This window comes from Oceanitalea stevensii (assembly GCF_014837105.1).
Taxonomy (GTDB): Bacteria; Actinomycetota; Actinomycetes; order Actinomycetales; family Actinomycetaceae; genus Oceanitalea; species Oceanitalea stevensii.
On sequence record NZ_JACSPO010000016.1, the window covers coordinates 1 to 18,146 of the forward strand.

At 74.0% G+C, this 18,146-nt stretch carries 14 protein-coding genes and 1 tRNA gene; 6 read left to right on the forward strand and 9 right to left on the reverse strand.

Going from position 1 to position 18,146, the window contains the following annotated elements; all coding sequences use genetic code 11:
- Positions 1-565 precede the first annotated feature (565 nt).
- Positions 566-2,131: an SPFH domain-containing protein gene (locus H9624_RS15485; protein WP_251840800.1), complete on the forward strand. Its 1,566-nt coding sequence runs from the start codon at positions 566-568 to the stop codon at positions 2,129-2,131.
- 225 nt (positions 2,132-2,356) lie between these two features.
- The gene (locus H9624_RS15490) at positions 2,357-3,856 is read left to right on the forward strand and encodes a SulP family inorganic anion transporter (RefSeq protein WP_251840838.1); all 1,500 of its coding nucleotides are present in this window, start codon (positions 2,357-2,359) and stop codon (positions 3,854-3,856) included.
- Here the strand turns inward: H9624_RS15490 and H9624_RS15495 are convergent.
- A complete protein-coding gene (locus tag H9624_RS15495) occupies positions 3,853-5,331 on the reverse strand; it encodes an MFS transporter (protein WP_251840801.1) in 1,479 nt (492 codons plus the stop codon). The genes H9624_RS15490 and H9624_RS15495 overlap by 4 nt on opposite strands.
- Before the next feature lie 42 nt (positions 5,332-5,373).
- Here H9624_RS15495 and H9624_RS15500 point away from each other — a divergent pair, with 42 nt between their 5' ends.
- A complete protein-coding gene (locus H9624_RS15500; protein WP_251840802.1) occupies positions 5,374-6,735 on the forward strand; it encodes an MFS transporter in 1,362 nt (453 codons plus the stop codon).
- On the opposite strand, the gene H9624_RS15505 is transcribed toward H9624_RS15500, so the two are convergent.
- From H9624_RS15505 to H9624_RS15540, 8 genes are all read right to left on the reverse strand, one after another.
- Positions 6,702-7,946 (reverse strand): APC family permease, encoded by a 1,245-nt coding sequence (locus tag H9624_RS15505; RefSeq protein WP_251840803.1) that lies wholly within the window; start codon positions 7,944-7,946, stop codon positions 6,702-6,704. The genes H9624_RS15500 and H9624_RS15505 overlap by 34 nt on opposite strands.
- Before the next feature lie 105 nt (positions 7,947-8,051).
- Positions 8,052-9,704 carry an ABC transporter permease gene (locus H9624_RS15510; protein WP_251840804.1) on the reverse strand — a complete coding sequence of 551 codons (1,653 nt, stop codon included), beginning with the start codon at positions 9,702-9,704 and terminating at the stop codon, positions 8,052-8,054.
- Complete coding sequence (locus tag H9624_RS15515) at positions 9,701-10,627, reverse strand: ABC transporter ATP-binding protein (protein WP_251840805.1); 927 nt, start codon at positions 10,625-10,627, stop codon at positions 9,701-9,703. Before H9624_RS15515 ends, H9624_RS15510 begins: the two co-directional genes overlap by 4 nt.
- 11 nt (positions 10,628-10,638) lie before the next feature.
- Positions 10,639-11,301 (reverse strand): TetR/AcrR family transcriptional regulator, encoded by a 663-nt coding sequence (locus H9624_RS15520; protein ID WP_251840806.1) that lies wholly within the window; start codon positions 11,299-11,301, stop codon positions 10,639-10,641.
- A gap of 46 nt (positions 11,302-11,347) precedes the next feature.
- On the reverse strand, positions 11,348-12,571 hold the full coding sequence (locus tag H9624_RS15525; RefSeq protein WP_251840807.1) for an ABC transporter permease: 1,224 nt from the start codon (positions 12,569-12,571) through the stop codon (positions 11,348-11,350).
- Positions 12,568-13,290, reverse strand: a complete 723-nt coding sequence (locus H9624_RS15530) for an ABC transporter ATP-binding protein (RefSeq protein ID WP_251840808.1) — start codon at positions 13,288-13,290, stop codon at positions 12,568-12,570. Before H9624_RS15530 ends, H9624_RS15525 begins: the two co-directional genes overlap by 4 nt.
- Complete coding sequence (locus H9624_RS15535; RefSeq protein WP_251840809.1) at positions 13,287-14,873, reverse strand: efflux RND transporter periplasmic adaptor subunit; 1,587 nt, start codon at positions 14,871-14,873, stop codon at positions 13,287-13,289. Before H9624_RS15535 ends, H9624_RS15530 begins: the two co-directional genes overlap by 4 nt.
- Positions 14,870-15,925, reverse strand: coding sequence for a hypothetical protein (locus H9624_RS15540; protein WP_251840810.1), 1,056 nt, complete (start codon positions 15,923-15,925; stop codon positions 14,870-14,872). The genes H9624_RS15535 and H9624_RS15540 overlap by 4 nt, the downstream gene beginning before the upstream one ends.
- 154 nt (positions 15,926-16,079) lie before the next feature.
- On the opposite strand from H9624_RS15540, the gene orn reads away from it, so the two are divergent.
- The 3 genes from orn (at position 16,080) to H9624_RS15555 (ending at position 18,136) form a co-directional block, all read left to right on the forward strand.
- Positions 16,080-16,766, forward strand: a complete 687-nt coding sequence (orn, locus tag H9624_RS15545; RefSeq protein WP_307784974.1) for an oligoribonuclease — start codon at positions 16,080-16,082, stop codon at positions 16,764-16,766.
- Positions 16,767-16,840: 74 nt separating this feature from the next.
- Positions 16,841-16,913: transfer RNA gene (locus H9624_RS15550), tRNA-His, on the forward strand.
- A gap of 536 nt (positions 16,914-17,449) precedes the next feature.
- On the forward strand, positions 17,450-18,136 hold the full coding sequence (locus tag H9624_RS15555) for an HAD family hydrolase (protein ID WP_251840811.1): 687 nt from the start codon (positions 17,450-17,452) through the stop codon (positions 18,134-18,136).
- The last annotated feature ends 10 nt before the right edge of the window (positions 18,137-18,146 follow it).

An 18,146-nucleotide genomic window follows, 5' to 3' on the forward strand; every position in this document is an offset into this window, starting at 1 on the left:
CGACCCCACCCCCTCTGCGGGTTCCGACTGCTCTGCCGTCCTGCTCCAAGGCTATGACCGACCACTGACATCCGAGCTCCGTCCGTCCTCAGGGCAGCTCGGACGTCCGCAGCCCGGAGAGGGGCGCCGCAGAGGAGGTGGCGAGGCGAGCCACAGCGCCGTCATCGCACTGGTCATGACCAAGGCGCCCCACTTCCGGCGACGACGGCGGTGAGCGGCACGACGCCGAGCATCTACCCGCTGGCCACCAGGACGGTGCCCAGCGCCCGCGACGGCGCGAGACGGGACACGAAGCTGGCCCCCCACCATCGCGATGGAATGAGCACCGCCGGCGAGAGCCGACTGGCTGGAAGCGCCACAACTCGACCGGTCCACGAAGAAGAGGGGCAGCGGCAGCAGGCTCGTTGCCCGAGACGGTCCTGGCCGTCCCATGAAAAACGACAGCTGTCGAGGCCGACGTCGGTAGGGTGGCGGTGCCCGCCGATCTGCGGGCACCAGTCCCCGCCGGCAACGCTCGCCGGCGGCGGCTGCGCACGGCCGTACCGCTCACCTGCATAGGAGCTCCATGGAACTCGCCGGCACCGCCCTGATCGTCGTCGTGGCGGTCGTTGCCCTCATCGCCCTCGTCATCATCGGCTTCGTCTACGCCAAGGTGCGCTTCAAGATCGCCACCCCGGACGAGGCGCTCATCATCACCGGCCGCAAGAGCGGCAAGCCCGTCATCAACCCGGAGACCGGGGACGAGACCACCGACCTGTCCGGCCAGCGCGTCGTCATCGGGGGCGGCACCTTCGTCAAGCCGGTCTTCGAGCAGGTCGTGCGCCTGTCGCTGGCCTCCCAGAGCTTCTCGGTCGCCGCCGAGGACGCGACGACGAAGAGCGGTGTCGGCGTCACGCTGCGCTCCATCGCCGTCGTCAAGGTCGGTGGCACCGAGCGGATGGTGCGCGCCGCCGCCCAGCGCTTCGCGGGCCGCAGCCAGGAGCAGGTCATCGAGCAGCAGACGAGCGAGGTGCTCGTCGGTGTGCTCCGCACGATCGCCGGAACGCTGACCGTCGAGTCGATCCTCTACGAGCGCCAGGAGTTCTCGAAGGAGGTCAAGGACATCGCCGTCCCGATGCTCGCCGAGCGTGGCCTCGTCCTGGAGAACTTCGAGATCCAGACCGTCGAGGACTCCGGGGACTACATCCGCAACCTCGGGCGTCCCCGCGCCGCCGCCGTCGCCCGTGACGCGGAGATCGCCGAGGCGCAGGCGCAGCAGGAGAGCACCGAGCGGTCCAACGAGGCCGCGGTCCAGATCGCCGAGTCGAACAAGGCCCTGGCCCTGCGCAACGCCCAGATCGCCCAGCAGACGGCGCAGGCGCAGGCCGAGGCGGAGGCGGCGAAGGAGCGCGCCGAGGCTGAGGCCCAGCAGGCCGTCCTCGTCGAGCAGGAGCAGGTCGCCGTGCGCCGCGCCGCGCTGCGCGAGCAGGAGCTGCAGACCGAGGTCCGCAAGCCCGCCGAGGCCCGCAAGTACGAGGCCGCGCAGGAGGCCGACGCCCGCAAGTACTCCGTCGAGCAGGAGGCGGAGGCGTCCAAGACCACCGCCATCCGTAAGGCCGAGGCGGAGGCCCAGCGGACCATCGCGCAGGCCGACGCCGAGGCGTCCGCCGCCCGCGCCCGCGCCGAGGCCGACCTCGTCCAGCAGCAGCGCCGCGCCGAGGGTGCGCTCGCCCTCGCTCGTGCCGAGGCGGACGGCGTCCAGGCCCGCGGTGAGGCCGAGGCGGCCGCCGAGCGCGCCAAGGGTGAGGCCCGCGGTGCCGCGATCAAGGCCGAGTCCGACGCCTACCAGGCGTTCCCCGAGTCGGCCCGTCTCCAGATGATCCTCGACGCGCTGCCCCGCATGGCCCAGCCCTACGCGGACGCGCTCGGCAGCATCGACGACATCACCGTCATCGACAAGGCCGGCGCCTCGCGCCTCACCGAGCAGGTCTCCGTGGGTGTCCAGGAGCTCGGCACGCTGCTCAAGGCCCAGACCGGCATCGACCTGCTCGACCTCGTCCGCGGCCGCACGATGGACGCGCAGCAGCCCGCGCCGGTGGGCGTGGGGCGCCCCACCGCGGGCGACGACAGCGAGAGCAGCACCTCCGCCTGACACCACCCGGCGGTCCCGGCACGGCCGGGACCGCCGGGTGAGCGAGGTCATCTGGGCCGCGCCACGCCGCGCCACTAAGGTGGACGGTCGGAGCAGGCCGGTCCCCCGCGCCTCGCTCATCAGGCCCGACGGCGCGCCTCCCAGTCCTGACCACCGGCGCCTGCGCCGTCGACCACGGGAGACCTCGTGACCTCACCCCTCGCTGCGCCCACCGGCCCCAGCCCCATGGAGCGTCGACGGGCCCACAGCGAGGACGTCACCTCCGTCGTCGGCGCGCTGCGCAGCCCGCGCCGCCTGCGCACCGAGGTCCTGGCCGGCCTCGTCGTCGCCCTCGCGCTCATCCCCGAGGCGATCTCGTTCTCGATCATCGCCGGCGTGGACCCCCGCGTGGGCCTCTTCGCCTCCTTCACCATGGCGGTCTCCATCGCCTTCCTCGGTGGTCGGCCCGCGATGATCTCGGCGGCGACCGGTGCCGTCGCGCTCGTCATCGCGCCGGTCATGCGCGAGCACGGGATGGACTACCTCATCGCGACCGTGATCCTCGCCGGGCTCATCCAGGTGCTGCTCGCCGTCGTCGGCGTGGCCCGGCTCATGCGGTTCATCCCGCGCAGCGTCATGGTCGGCTTCGTCAACGCGCTGGCGATCCTCGTCCTGCTCGCCCAGCTCCCCTACCTCACCGACGTCTCCTGGCACGTCTACGCCATGGTCGCGGCCGGGATCGCGATGATCGTCCTCGTCCCCCGGCTCACCAGGGCGGTGCCCGGCCCGCTCGTCGCCATCGTCGTCCTCACGACGGTGACGGTCGCCTTCGGGCTCGCGGTCCCGGACGTGGGCGACCAGGGCGAGCTGCCCGACTCCCTGCCCTCGTTCTTCCTGCCCGACGTCCCGCTCACGCTGGAGACGCTGCAGACCATCGGCCCGTTCGCCGTCGCCATGGCCCTCGTCGGGCTCATGGAGTCGCTCATGACGGCGAAGCTCGTCGACGACGTCACCGACACGCACTCCGACAAGACCCGCGAGGCGTGGGGCCAGGGCGCCGCCAACGTCATCACCGGCTTCCTCGGCGGGATGGGCGGCTGCGCGATGATCGGCCAGACGATGATCAACACGAAGGTCTCCGGCGCCCGCACCCGCATCTCGACCTTCGTCGCCGGAGTCTTCCTCCTCGTCCTCGTCGTCGCGCTCGGTGACGTCGTCGGCACGATCCCGATGGCGGCGCTCGTCGCGGTGATGGTCATGGTGTGCGTCGCCACCTTCGACTGGCACTCCGTGCGTCCCTCGACGCTGCGCCGCATGCCGAAGAGCGAGACGACCGTCATGCTGTCGACCGTCGTCGTCACCGTGCTCACCGAGAACCTCGCCTACGGCGTCGTCGCGGGCGTCGTCGTCGCGGCCGTCATGTTCGTCAACCGGGTCGCCCACGTCACCGAGGTCGTCGAGGTGGCCCACCCCGACGAGGACACCCGCGTCTACGCGGTCGTCGGTGAGCTGCTGTGGGCGTCGTCCAACGACCTCGTCTACCAGTTCGACTACACCGGGGACCCGAAGAACGTCGTCATCGACCTCTCGCGGTCCCACATCTGGGACGCGTCGACCGTCGCGACGCTCGACGCGATCACGACGAAGTACGCCGCAAAGGGCAAGAACGTCACCATCACCGGGCTGAACGAGGCGAGCGCCCAGCGTCACGCCCGCCTCGCCGGCCACCTCGGCGGGGAGTCCTAGGAGCGGACCTCGCCCGCCGTCCCCCTCCGCGCGTCGACGACGGCGACCACGAGGGTGACGAGCAGCAGTGCCGCCGTGGTCGCGAACCCCGCGGTGACGGCGAGCGGCCAGCCGTTGCCGTCGAGCACCGCGAAGGCGACGGCGGTGATGACGCCCAGCCCCATCGCGGTGCCGATGCGCTGGCCGGTCTGGAGCACGCCACCGGCGCTGCCCGCGTACTCGAGGGGCACCTCCCCCAGCGTGATCGTCTGGTTCGGGGTGATGACCAGGCCCTGAGCGCCGCCGACGAAGGCGAGCGTGAGGAGCATCCACCACACGCTCACCCGGCCCGCGTCGACGAGCTGGACGACGGCGATGCTCAGCCCCAGGCCGACGATCGCGCTGCAGATCCCGGCGACGACGATGCGCCGGCCGTGGCGGCTCACCCGCCGGCCGGACCAGTTCGCGGTGAACGCGGACAGGACCGCGGCGGGCATGCCGATGAGCCCCGCCTCCAGGGCGCTGCGGCCCAGGCCGTTCTGCACGTAGAGCGCGACGAGCACCCACACGGACGTCACGCCCATGAAGTACAGGCCGGCGATGAGCGTGCCGGTGGTGAAGCTGCGGACCCGGAAGAGCGCGAGGTCGACCATGGGCGCGTGCCCGCGGTCGCGGTAGCGGCGCTCCCACCACAGCCACACGCCGAGGAGCACGACGGCGACGGGCAGGACGAGCCAGCCGCCCGGCCCGAGGGACCGCTCGACGAAGGGCAGGAGCAGGGCGAGGACCGCGAGGCCGAGCAGGACGGCGCCCACCGGGTCGAGCTCGCGCACCACCGACCGCCCGCCGCGCTCGCGCGGGTTCCGCAGCGGGCGGGGCAGCCAGCGCAGCGCGAGGACGATCGCGGCGATGCCGACGGGCACGTTGACGAGGAAGGTCCACCGCCAGCCCTGGGCGTCCCCGGCGAGCTGGACGATGAGCCCGCCGATGACGGGGCCGATGGCGACGGACACTCCGATGACGCTGCCGAGCGCGCCGTAGGCGCGGCCCCGTTCGGGCCCGCGGAAGTACTGCTGGATCATCCCCACGGCCTGCGGGTTGAGCAGGCCCGACCCCAGGCCCTGAAGGACGCGCGCGATGTTGAGGCTCAGCGGGTCGGGAGCGAGACCGCCGGCGATCGAGGAGAGGGTGAAGAGGGCGACGCCGGCGATGAACAGCGGGCCCCGGCCGAGGATGTCCCCGGCGCGGCCGGCGGCGACGAGGACGACGCCGAAGGTGAGGGCGTAGCCGGTGAGCACCCACTGCAGCTCGGAGTCCGAGGCGTCCAGCCCGCGCTGGATCGAGGGCAGGACGACGTTGATGATGCTCACGCCCACGAGCGACATGAAGATCGCGACGAGGAGCACCGCGAGGATGCGCCAGCGCCGCGGGTCGGGGGTGGTGCCGTCGTCCGCCGGGCTCAGGGTGGGCCGCCTCTCCTCGGTGTTCTGCCCCACGAATGCTACGCACCGCCACCGTCAGGTGGATCATGGAGCATCGTGACCACACCTCTCTCCCGCTTCGGTGACCGTGCCCGCCGGTCGGCGTGGGCCGTGTGGCTGGCCGGCGGCGGGGTCTACTTCCTCGCCCTTCTCCACCGCGCCTCGCTCGGCGTGGCGGGCCCGGACGCGGTGGACCGTCTCGGGATCACGTCCACCCAGCTCGGCTCCTTCGTCATGGTCCAGCTGGGCCTGTACGCCGTCATGCAGGTGCCCGCCGGCGTCGCCATCGACCGCTTCGGGCCGCGACGCGTCCTGTTCGTCGCCACGCTCGTCCTCGGGACGGCACAGCTGGGCTTCGCGCTCGCCACGAGCTACCCCGTCGCCCTCGGGGCCCGCGCCCTGCTCGGCATCGGGGACGCGGCCGTCTTCATCGCCGTCCTGCGGCTGGCCGCGATGTGGTTCCCGCACCACCGGTACGCCTTCCTCACGATGCTCACCGGGCTCATCGGGATGGCCGGGAACCTCGCCGCCACCGTCCCGCTCGCCGCCGCCCTGGGCTGGCTGGGCTGGACACGCACCTTCGCCTTCACCGCGGGCGCCTCGCTCCTCTACGCGCTCCTGCTGCTGCGCCCCGCGGTCGCTGCGCCCTACCGTGCGGTGCCGTCGCCTGACGTGCCCGCCGTCCCGCGCAGCGCCGTCGCCGACGTCCGCGCCGCCTGGACCCGCCGCGAGACCCGCCTGGGCTTCTGGACCCACCAGGCCACGATGACCCCCGGCGTCGTCATCTCCCTCGTCTGGGGCTTCCCCTACCTCACCGGCGGGCTCGGCTGGTCCGACGCCGCGGCCGCCTCCCAGCTGTCGGTCTTCGTCCTCGGCACGCTCGCGATGAGCTTCGTCGTCGGGCCGCTCGCGGGGCGCAGGCCCACGTGGCGCTCCCCGATGGCGATCGCCGTCGCGCTCCTCGGCATCCTCGCCCTCGCCCTCCTCGTCCTGTGGCCGGGCGGGCAGCCGCCGCACGCCGTCGTGACGATCGCCTTCCTCATGCTCGCGATCGGTGGCCCCGGCTCGCAGATCGGCTTCCACATCGCCCGCGACTACAACGCGCCCGTGCGGATCTCGACGGCGACCGGCCTGGTCAACGCGGGTGGCTTCGTCGGGGCGATGGTCGCCGCCATCGTCGTCGGGCGGGTCCTGGACCTGCGCGGTGGCACCGACCCCAGCCTGCTCGACTACCGGTGGGCCGTGGCCTCCATCGCCCTCATCGCCGTCTTCTCCACCCTCGCGCAGGTCCTCACGCTCCTCGGGGTGCGCGCGGACATCCTCGAGCGGATGGCCCGCGGCGAGCACGTCGTCGTCCCGCAGACCGAGCACTGGTGGGACCGCGCCTACCGGCGGCTGGCCCGCCGCCCGCGCCCGTAGCGGTAGCCGGCCCCGGCGAGGAGCACGACGACGCCGCCCGCCACCGCCGTCGGCGGCAGTGACGCGGCGAGGACGAGGCACCCGACGACGCCCAGGACCTGCAGCAGCCGCGGGGACCGGCGCCGGTGGCGGGGCTGGGTGAAGGCCGCCGCGTTGGCCACGGCGTAGTAGAGCAGGACGCCGAAGGAGGAGAAGCCGATCGCCTCGCGCAGGTCGACGACCAGCACCAGGACGGCGCCGACGACGGCGAGCACCACCTCCGCGCGGTGGGGCACCCGGAAGCGCGGGTGCACGGCGGCGAGCCACCCCGGCAGGTCGCCGTTCCGGGCCATGGCCAGGCTCGTCCGGCCGATGCCGGCGAGGAGCGCGAGCAGCGCGCCGAGCGCCGCGAGCGCCGCCGCGACCCGCACGAGCGGCGCGAGCCACGTCCCGGCGACGGCCTCGGCCACCGGAGCGGCCGAGGCCGCCAGCCGCTCGGGGCCGAGGGCGAGGAGGACCGTGCCGCCCACGAGCGCGTAGAGCACGAGCGTCAGGCCCAGCGCCGTGAGGATCGCACGGGGGATCACCCGCTCGGGGTCGCGCACCTCCTCGCCCAGCGTCGCGACGCGTGCGTAGCCGGCGAAGGCGAAGAAGAGGAGACCCGCCGACTGCAGGACACCGAACCAGGACAGCTCGGTCGGCACGAGCACCGCCAGGTCGCGGTCTGCCGTGCCCACCCCGACGGTGACCGCGAGCAGCAGGACGAGGACGACGACCGTGACGATCACGCGGGCGACCGCTGCGGTGCGGGTGACGCCGACGTAGTTGACCGCGGCGAGGGCGAGGACCGCGAGCGCCGCGGACGGTCGCTGCCACCCCGGCGGGGCCGCGTAGGCGGCGAAGGTCAGCGCCATGGCGGCGCAGCTCGCGGTCTTGCCGACGACGAAGGACCAGCCGGCGAGGAAGCCGGGCCACGCACCGAGCCGTTCGCGGCCGTACACGTACGTCCCGCCGGACGTGGGGTACTGCGCGGCGAGCTGGGCCGAGGCCGTCGCGTTGCACCAGGCGACGAGGCCCGCGACCGCGAGCCCGACGAGGAGGCCGGCGCCGGCCACGGCGGCCGCGGGCGCGAAGGCCGCGAAGACCCCGGCACCGACCATCGAGGACAGCCCGATGACGACGGCGTCCCCCGTGCCCAGCCGTCGGGCCAGGTCGTCCTCACCGGCGCTCATGACGACTCACCTCCTCCTCCGGCCGGGCGCGGCGTGCGGCCCGGCGGCACACGGTAGGTCCGCCGGGTGTCCGGACGGTGAACGGGCACCGGCACGACGGCGGGGTCAGGCGGCCCCGACGTCGCGGCGGCGCAGCCCGACCAGTCCGGCGAGCAGGAGCAGGGCGGCGAGTGCGGCCATGACGACCAGCGGGGCGGGCGCGAGGTCGGCGTCGGGGACCGCCGGGGTGTGGGCGAGGGGTGAGACGTCGCGCGCCCAGTCGGGCAGCCCGAGGAGGTCCCCGAGGACGGCGACGATCACCACCCACACCACCAGTGCCCACGCGAGGGAGGCCGCCCGTGGGGCGAGGCCGTACAGCGCCACGGCCAGCGCGCCGACGAGCAGGATCGCGGGCAGGTGGGCGAGCGCGGCGAGCGTGAGCTCACCGACCCAGCCGGCCTCACCGGTGGCCAGCGCGACACCGGCTCCCACGCCGAGCCCGATGAGCACCTGGACGAGGACGGTCTCGACGAGCACGACGGCGACCCACCGGACGAGGAGGGCGGTGCGCGAGCTCCCGGAGACGAGCAGGCCCTCCACCCGGCCCGCCCGCTCCTCCGCCCGCAGCTGCAGGACGCCGGAGACGACGAGCGCGGCCGGCCCGACGGCGAGGAACCCGAGCATGACCGCGGCGAAGGAGCGGGTGAGGTCGCTGAGGTCGAGGTCGATCCACTCCCCCACCGCGGGGATGTCGGCGACCATGCCCTCGAGGGAGTTCGCGAGCGTCCCGAAGGCGAGGGCGAAGAGGAACAGGGCGACGGCCCAGCCGATGAAGGTGCCGGACACGAGGCGCCGGGCGAGACCGGTGGGTGCGAGCAGCGACCGGGACGCGGCCGGCGGCCCGGGGCGGGCGGGCCGCAGCCCGGCGCCGAGGTCGCGCTGCCGGGCGAGGGAGACCGCGAGGACGAGCAGCAGGACGGTGACGAGGGCCGACACCGCCAGTGGCCACCAGCGCAGGTCGACGTAGAGGCGGGTCTGCTGCGCCCACGCGAAGGGGGAGAGCCACGACAGCCAGGAGCCCTGGGGCTCGATGACGTCACCGATCCCGCGGACGAGGAACGCGACGGCCACCGCCCCCAGCGCCATGCCCGAGGCGGCCCGGGCGTGCTCGGTGAGCTGCGCCGTGACCGCGGCGACCGCGCCGAAGACGAGGCCGGTGAGTGCCGTAGCGACGCCGAGCGCCACGGAGTCCGCCACGGCCATCCCGGTTCCCACGAGCGCGCCCGTGACGGCGGCACCCACGGCGAGGTCGGCGACGGTGACGGTGAGCACGGCGGCCAGCGCCGGGGCGAAGCGGCCCACGGGCAGTGAGCGCAGCATCTCCAGGCGGCCGGACTCCTCCTCGCCGCGGGTGTGGCGCACGACGAGGAGCACGCTCATGATCGCGGCCGGCAGGAACACCCACAGCGAGAGCTCGTTGGCGAGCATGGCGCCGAAGGTGTAGTCGTCCAGCGCGAACGCGGGCCCGGTCATCATGACGGCGGCCGGGCTGTCCATGAGGGCGGCGCGGGCCTGCAGCGCCTGCGCGTCGGGGTAGGTGTCCTCGAGCGTGGCCACCGAGCCGGCGACGAGGGCGGCGAAGGCGAGCGCCCAGATGAGGATCTGCCGGCGCGAGACCCGCAGGAAGAGGCGCAGCAGCCCACCCGTGGCGGTGAGGAGCTCACCGCCGTCGGCCCTCGCGGGCACGGTGGCCGCCGGGGCGGTGCTCGTCGTCGTCATCGTGCGGCCCTCCCCCCTGCGGTCTCGTGCTCCGGCTCGTCGCCGTAGTGGCGCAGGAACAGGTCCTCGAGCGAGGGCGGGGTGATGGTGAGGTTGTGCACGCCGAGCTCCGCGAGCACGGGGAGCAGCTGCGGGACGGCGGTGTCGTCGACGTCGAAGCGCAGCCGGCCGCCGTCGACGGCGAGGTCGTGCACCCCCGGTGCCCGTCGGACGCGGGCGAGGTCCGCCGTCGTCGTGGCCGTGACGGTGGACCGGGTGAGGTGGCGCAGCTCGGCCAGGGTGCCGGTCTCGACGTCGCGGCCCGCGCGGATGATCGTCACGGTGTCGCAGAGCTTCTCGACCTCGGCGAGGATGTGGCTGGAGAGCAGGACGGTGCGTCCCTGGTCCCGCAGGCGGCGGACCTCCTCGGTGAAGACGGCCTCCATGAGGGGGTCCAGGCCGGAGGTCGGCTCGTCGAGCAGGTAGAGCTCGACGTCGCGGGACAGGGCCGCGACGAGCGCGACCTTCTGGCGGTTGCCCTTGGAGTAGGTCCGGGTCCGCTTGGTGGGGTCGAGCTCGAAGCGCTCGAGCAGCTCGGCGCGCCGGCGGCGGTGGGCGGTGCCCGTCTCGTGCCGGGTGAGCACGTCGATCGCCTCACCGCCCGTGAGGGCCGGCCACAGGCTCGTGTCACCGGGGACGTAGGCGAGGCGGCGGTGGACGGCGACGGCGTCGCTCCACGGGTCACGGCCGAGGACCTGGGCGGTGCCCGAGTCCGCTCGCAGCATGCCGAGCAGGACGCGGATGGTCGTCGACTTGCCCGACCCGTTGGGGCCGAGGAAGCCGGTGACCTGACCGGCCGGCACGCGGAGCGAGAAGCCGTCGAGGGCGCGGGTGGAGCCGAAGGTCTTGACGAGGTCCTGCGCGAGGATGGCGGTGTCCGACATCGTGTCTCCTGTCAGCGTTCGGGTGCCTGGCCGGTGCGGCTCTCGACGTAGGAGTCGAGCAGGGACCGGTCGGTGAGCAACGGCTCGGTGTAGACCTCGAGGAGCGGGCCGACGATGCGCTCGGAGTAGGCGCGCAGCCAGCCCGGCAGCTCGTCGAGGTCGAGGTGCTCCTGCTGGGCGGGCAGCTGGAGGAGCAGCGCGCCGAGCGCCTGCTCGGTGAGGACCCGCGCACGGGCCTCGGGGTTCCTGCTGGGCCGGACGACGCCGGCCGCCTCCCCCTGCCGGAGGTACTCGACGGCGTCGCTGACGAAGCCGTCGACGAGCTGGGTGGCCAGCGGGCCGCCGGCCTGCAGCCGGCGCAGGACGTAGCCGACGACAGGCGCGTAGCCCTCGATCTGCGCCAGCTGCGTGAGCATCGCCCCCGCCCCACCGCCACCGCCGAGCACGGGGGCCTTGTTCTCGCGGGCCACCGTGAGGACGTGGGCGTCGCATGCCTCGCGCAGCCCGTCGCGGGAGCCGAAGTGGTGGAGGATGAGCGCCGCGCTCACCCCGGCGTCGGCCGCGACGGTGCGGAGCGGGGCGGCCACGCCGTCGGCGGCGAAGCGACGCACGGCGGCGTGGAGGATGCGGGCACGGGCGGTGAGCTCGCCACCGACGGCCTGGGCTGAACCCATGTTCAATAGGCTAAACACGTGTTCAGCCGCGGTCAAGGGGAGCGCCTCAGAGTCCTCCGCGCAGTGCTGCCACCGGCTCGAGGGACGCCGCCTTGAGCGCCGGGTAGGCCCCGGCGAGCAGGCCGATGACACCGCCGAGGGCTGCCGAGCCGGCGACCAGGCCGAGGTCGAGGATGGGCGTCCACTTCTGGACCACGCTGATCCCCACGACGGCGAAGGCGCCCATCGAGGCCCCGATGAGCCCGCCGAGCAGGCCGATGGTCACCGACTCGGCGATGAACTGGGTGGCGATCTGTCGGCGGCTGGCGCCCAGCGCCCGCCGCAGGCCGATCTCCCCCACCCGCTCCATGACGCCCAGCAGCGTGACGTTGGCGATCCCGAGCCCACCGACGAGCAGGGCCACCCCGCCGAGCGCGAGGAAGATCGCGTTGATGTCGCCCTGGACGTTCTCCCGCAGCACGTTCCCCAGGGACGGCGCCTGGACGGTGACGTTCTCCGGGGTGTTCGGCGAGAGCGCGAGCGGTGCCTGCTCGGCCAGCAGCGGGCCGGCGCCGACGGCGATGCGCACCTGCACCTCGGTGGCCGCCGTGAGGTCGAGGTCGGCGCGCGCGGTCCCCAGCGGGAGGATGACGGCGTCGAGGACGTCCTTGCGGCGGGCGACGTCGTCGATGATGCCGATGACCGTGTAGGCCTCCTCACCGATGAAGATGGCGGGCTGGGAGTCCACGCGGTTGATGCTCAGCCGCTGGGCGGCGCCGGAGCCGAGGACGACGACGCGGTCGGCGCGGGCGTCGTGCCCGGCGTCGAACATGCGCCCGGTGGCCAGCTCCCCGCGCAGGGCGGGCAGCAGCTGGTCCGAGCTCGCCACGAGGCTGGGCTGCGCCTGGGTGGCCGCCGCGGGGTCGACGAGCGGCACGGAGGTGATCCGGCGTCCCCCGGCGTCGAGGTCGGCCATGAGGACGGCGGCCTCGACCCCGGCCAGGCGCTCGAGCCGCTCGGAGCTGTCCCACGGCAGCGCCGTGCGTGAGCGGCTCGCGCCGCCCGCGCCCTCCGCGGTGCCGGGCGTGACGACGGCCTGGGTGGCCGCGACGGCGTCGAACTGGCGGGCGATCTGCCCGCCACCGGTCTGGGCCATCCCGATGGTGACGACGAGCGCCGCGATGCCGAGCACCGTGCCGAGGATCGTGAGGGCGAGCTTGCCCGGGCGCGCGCCGATGCCGTGCGCGGACTCGCGCAGCAGGTCGCGCAGCCCGAAGCCGTTGCCGTTCACGGCACCTCCCGCAGCACGCCGTCGGTGATCCGCACGCGGCGCTGGGCGCGGGCGGCGACGGCGTCGTCGTGGGTGATGACGAGGAGGGTGAGGCCGTCGGCGTGCAGCTCGTCGAAGAGGTCGAGGACCTCCCCGGACGTCACGGTGTCGAGGTTGCCGGTGGGCTCGTCGGCGAGCAGCAGCCGCGGCGCGGTGACGACCGCCCGGGCGACGGCGACGCGCTGGCGCTCCCCGCCGGAGAGCGTGGTGGGGCGGAAGCCGATGCGGTGCTCGAGGCCCACCCGCTGCAGGGCGGCGTAGGCGCGGTGCAGCCGCTCCTCGCGCGGCAGGCCGGAGTACATCGTGGCGAGCAGGACGTTCTCCAGGACCGTGCGGTGCGGGAGCAGGTGGAAGGCCTGGAAGACGAAGCCGATGAGCCCGCCACGCAGCGCCGTGCGCTGCCGCTCGCCCACCGTGTGGGTGGGGATGCCGTCGAGCCAGTACTCCCCGGCCGAGGGCCGGTCGAGGAGGCCGAGGAGGTTGAGCAGCGTCGACTTGCCCGAGCCGGAAGGCCCGACGATGGAGAGGTACTCCCCGCGTGGCACCCGCAGGGAGACCGGGTGCAGCGCCGTGACGGCGGGCGGTCCGGGGAAGGAGCGGGAGACCTCACGCAGGTCGACGACGGGCGGCACCTCGCCGTCCTCGACGACCGCGTCCTCGCGGACCGGCGCGGCCGTCACCGGCCGACCACCACGAGGTCGCCGACGGCCAGGCCCTCAGCGCTGACCTCGACGTACCCGTCGGCCGTGAGGCCGGTCTCGACGACGACGATCTCGGTGCGCTCACCGCCGCGGTCGACCTCCACACGGCTCTCCCCGCCGGCGCCGGCGGTCAGCGCGGCGACGGGCACGACGAGGACCTCCCCGCCGGTCGACTCGAGCGGGACCGTCACGCGGACGTTGGAGCCGACGATCTCGGCGCGCTGCTCCTCGGTGATCTCGACCGGGACGAGGACGAGCTCGTGCCGGTCCCCGCCGCCACCGCCACCGCCGCCGTCCTCGCCGTCGCCCTCGCCGTCGGCGGTGGGCCGGGCGCTGGGGGTGCGCGTCTCCGTGACGGTCGCCTCGATCTCCTCCTCCCCCACGGTGAAGTAGGCCGTCGTCCCCTCGGGCACGAGGGCGGCGTCGGCGTCGGAGACGCTGGCGAGGACCTGGAGGGTCGCCCCGGAGATGGTGAGGGCCTCCCCGCTCACCGTGTCCCCGCGGCGCACCATGACGGAGTCGACCCGGCGCGGCAGGGTGTCGACGTAGACGACCTCCGCCGCGGGCAGCGGGGTCATCGCGGTGTTGCGCGCCTCGGCGAGCGCGCGCGCGGCGTCCTCGACGGCGGTGGCGGCGGCGTCACGGGCGGAGCGCTCGGCGGAGGTGTCCGGGGCGGTGAGCGCCTCCTCGCGCTCGGCGCGGACGACCGCCAGCTCCTCCCGGGCCTGGGTGACGGCCTCGGCGCCCTCCGGCGCGGCGAGCTGGACGGCTCGCTCGGCGCGGGCCACCGCGGTGTCCAGCCGCAGCCGCTCCGAGCGGGGCAGCCCGCCGGCCGCACGGTCGACCTCTGCCTGCGCCTGCGCGTAGGCCTCCTCGGCCATCCGCAGCCCCTCACGGGCGGCGGTGAGCGCCTCGCCGGCCCCCTCCTCCGCGACGGGCGACGCGTAACCGGCCTCCTGGTAGAGGGCGTCGACGGCGGCGGAGGTGGCGGCGTCGAAGACGTCGGAGTCGCGGTTGCCGACGCCCAGGCCCAGCGAGTGCAGCGCGTCCTTGAGCTGGGTGACGTCGGGGCCCGAGCTGCCCACGCGCAGCGTGCGGTAGACGGGCAGCTCCCCGGGCAGCACGATGACCGGCCGCCCGGCGACCTCCATGATCACCTGCCCGGCCTCGACGAGGTCCCCGACCTCGGGCACCTGCCCGGTGACGATGGCGGGTCCACCCATGTCGGTGGTCTCGAGGGCCACGGAGACCGGGTCGTCGTAGAGCGCGTCACCGCGCAGGGTGAGGTCGGTGGACAGCTCGCGCTCCTCGACCGGCACGGTGATGAGCCCGGCCTCGGGCGGCGCGGCCTCCGCCGCACGCTGCGCCGGGGAGATGACGAGGTTGCTCACCCCGATCCCGGCCGCGAGGCTCGCGACGGCGGTCGCGGCGACGACGACGATCGTCCGGTTCGCGCGGGGCGGCCGGACCCCGGGCGGCAGCTCCTCCTCGGGCTCCCCCGGCAGGTCGAGGACGGCGTCGACCGGCTCGCCGGGCTGCTGCCGGCGGCGGAGGCGGATCACGCGTCCTTCCCGTACGCCGCGACGACGGCGTCGATGTCCGCCTGGTAGGTCTCGATGAACTTCTTCTCGAGCTCGAACTGGATCTCGAGCGACCGGGCCTCCACGTCCAGCTCCTCCTGGCAGCGGAAGTCGGCGACGGCGGCGGCGATCTCGCGCTCGCGGAGCTCGGCGAGCCCCATCTCCTCCATGACCTCCGCGACGGGGTCGCCACCGCCCGCGGCGTCCAGGGCCTCCCAGTCGAGGTTCTCCCAGTCGATCTCGGCGTCGGCCTTCTGGTAGAGCGCGTCGTACTCCTCGTAGAACTGCTCGGTCGCCGCCATGGGGGTGGTCATGCCGGTGATGCCGGCGTCAGCCATGCAGGCGGCCCACTCGTCGTTGACCTCCCGCATGCGGGGGTCCTTCTCACCGTCCTGGTAGAGCTGGTCCATGGCCTCGAAGAGCTCGGTGAAGGCCGGGTCGGACCACGGGTCCCCCTCCTCGTAGACCTCGTGGGTGGCCAGGCCCTGGCAGCCGGCCTCCTCCCAGTCGTACTCCTCGAGGATCTCCTCGTCCTCGACCCACTCCTCCTCCTCGAAGGTCTGTGGGCCGTAGAGGGCCTCGAAGTAGGCCTCCTGCTCGGAGGCCGACATCCCGTTGACGTACTCGTCGTTGGGGTCGACCCACTCCTCCTCGGGCTCCGCGACCTCCTCCTCCTGCGCCGACCACGGGTCGGTGGTCACCCCGTAGCCGTACTGCTGGGCCCACTCCTCGGTGTTCCAGTCCTCGTCCTCGGTGACGATCGTGGTACCCATGTCGTACTCGACGGGCGTGTACTCGAAGCCCTCGTCCGCCATGCAGGAGGCGACGGTCTCCTCGACCTGCCGCATGCGCTCCGCCTCCTCGCGCTCCATCTCCTCCGGGTCCTGCCCGCTGCCCCAGACGACGCCGAGCGCCTCGTTGAGGGGGCTGTCCTCCCAGGTGAGCTCGGCGCTCTCGGCGGCGGGGCCGTCCGAACAGGCGGTCAGCGCCGCGAGAGCAGCGACGGAGGCAAGGACGACTCGGGCGGTGCGCATGGGCATCTCCTCGGGTGGGGCGCGCTCCAGTGCGAGCCGATGCGAGTGACGCTAGTGAGCGGGCCACCTCGGCGGCGTCGTACCAAGGAATGATTTCCGTCGCCCGGGGGACTCGATTCGGTAACGGTCGGGCGCCAGCACCTAGAGTGGGACGGTGCCTGCAACCATCAAGGACCCGATCGTCTGGATCGACTGCGAGATGACCGGGCTGGACCTCAGCCGGGACGCGCTCATCGAGGTCGCCGTCGTCGTCACCGACTCCGAGCTGCGGCCGGTGGACGCGGGGATCGACCTCGTCATCGCACCGCCCGCCGAGGCCGTGGAGCAGATGGGTGACGTCGTGCGCGAGATGCACACGACCTCCGGCCTCCTCGAGGAGCTCGACGCCGGGCTCACCATGGCCGACGCGCAGGAGCGGGTCCTGGCCTACGTGCGCCGCTGGGTGCCCGAGCCGCGCAAGGCCCCGCTCGCGGGCAACTCCGTGGGCACCGACCGCACCTTCCTCGAGCGCGACATGCCCGCGCTCGTCGAGCACCTGCACTACCGGATCATCGACGTGTCCTCGGTCAAGGAGCTGGCCCGGCGCTGGTACCCGCGCGCCTACTTCCACTCCCCGCAGAAGCACGGTGGCCACCGCGCGCTGGCGGACATCCTCGAGAGCATCGACGAGCTGCGCTACTACCGCGCCGTCCTGTGGCCCGAGGGGGAGGGACCGGACACGCCCACCGTCAAGGCGGCCGCCGAGGCCGTCACCTCGAGCCCGACGGCGGCGGAGGTCGAGCGCCTCGCCGCGAAGGCGGCCGCCAGGGCCGCCGGTGAGACACGCATCACCGGCTCCTGAGCCGTCCGGATTCCACACCGCTGGGGTCCAGCGGCTACAGTGGGTGACTGCTGCGCCTCCCTGAGGCGTGCATGGTGGGTGTAGCTCAGCTGGTAGAGCGCCGCGTTGTGGTCGCGGATGTCGCGGGTTCAAGTCCCGTCACTCACCCGGAGAGCGAGGCCCGGACCGACAGGTCCGGGCCTCGCCCATTTCCCGCGGCCCCGGCAGCGCCTCCGGCCCCCGGCTCCCGCCTCCGGGCCCCAGCTCCCGCCTCCGGGCCCCAGCTCCCGCCTCGGGGCCCCAGCTCCCGCCTCCGGGCCCCAGCTCCCGCCTCCCCCGGTCCACGCTGCTGATGCTGATCCGCGCGGCGGATATACCAGCAGCGCGGACCGGTATCAGCAGCGGGGTCCGCCCGGCATCACCAGCGGGGTCCGCCCACCTCCCCGCCCCCGGCTCCCGCCTCCGGGGCGCCGGTTCCCGCCTCCGGGCCCCAGCCTCCGGGGCGCCGGCTCGCGCCTCCGGGGCGCCGGCTCCCGCCTCCCCCGGTCCACGCTGCTGATGCTGATCCGCGCGGCGGATATATCAGCAGCGCGGACCGGTATCAGCAGCGGGGCCCGACCGATATCAGCAGCGGGGTCCGCCCGGCAGCAGCGGGTCCGGTTCAGCAGCGAGGTCCGCGGGGGCGCGGACCGTACGATCACGCGGTGGACGACGATCTCGGCGCGGCGCGCGCGCTCCTCAGCACCCGGCGCCTCGTGGTGCTCGACCTCGACGGTCCCCTCACCCGGCTCCTGCCCGGCCAGGAGTACCTCCGCGTGACGGCCGGCGCTCTCGAGCTCGCCCTCTCGCTCGGGCTCGAGCCCGACGACGACCTCGGCACCGAGACCGACCACGTCCAGCTCCTGCGCCTCGTCGCCGAGCGGGACCCGGACGCCGGACGCGTCGTCGAGCGGTGGTGCACCGAGCGGGAGGTCGCGGCGGCGGCCGGCGCCCTGCTCGTTCCCGGGGCCGAGGCCTTCGTCGTCACGTGCCTCGACCGGGGTGCCGCCGTCGCCGTCGTCACGAACAACGCACCGGAGGCGGCGGCCGCCGTCCTCGCCACGGGTGGGCCGGTCCTCGCAGGGCTCCCGGTGCACGGGCGGGACCCGGAGCGGCCGGAGCACCTCAAGCCCTCCCCGCACCCGCTGCTGGCCGCGGCCGAAGGCGCCGGCGTGGCTCCCGCGGACGCCGTCATGGTCGGCGACTCGCCCAGCGACGTCCACGCGGCGACGGCGGCCGGGATGCCGTGCATCGGCCTGTCCCCTGACTCCGGGCGGCGCGCGGAGCTGCGCGCCGTGGGCGCGGTCGCGGCGGCGCCGAACCTGGCCGTTCTGCGCCCCGGCCCCGTCTAGAGTGGCGAGG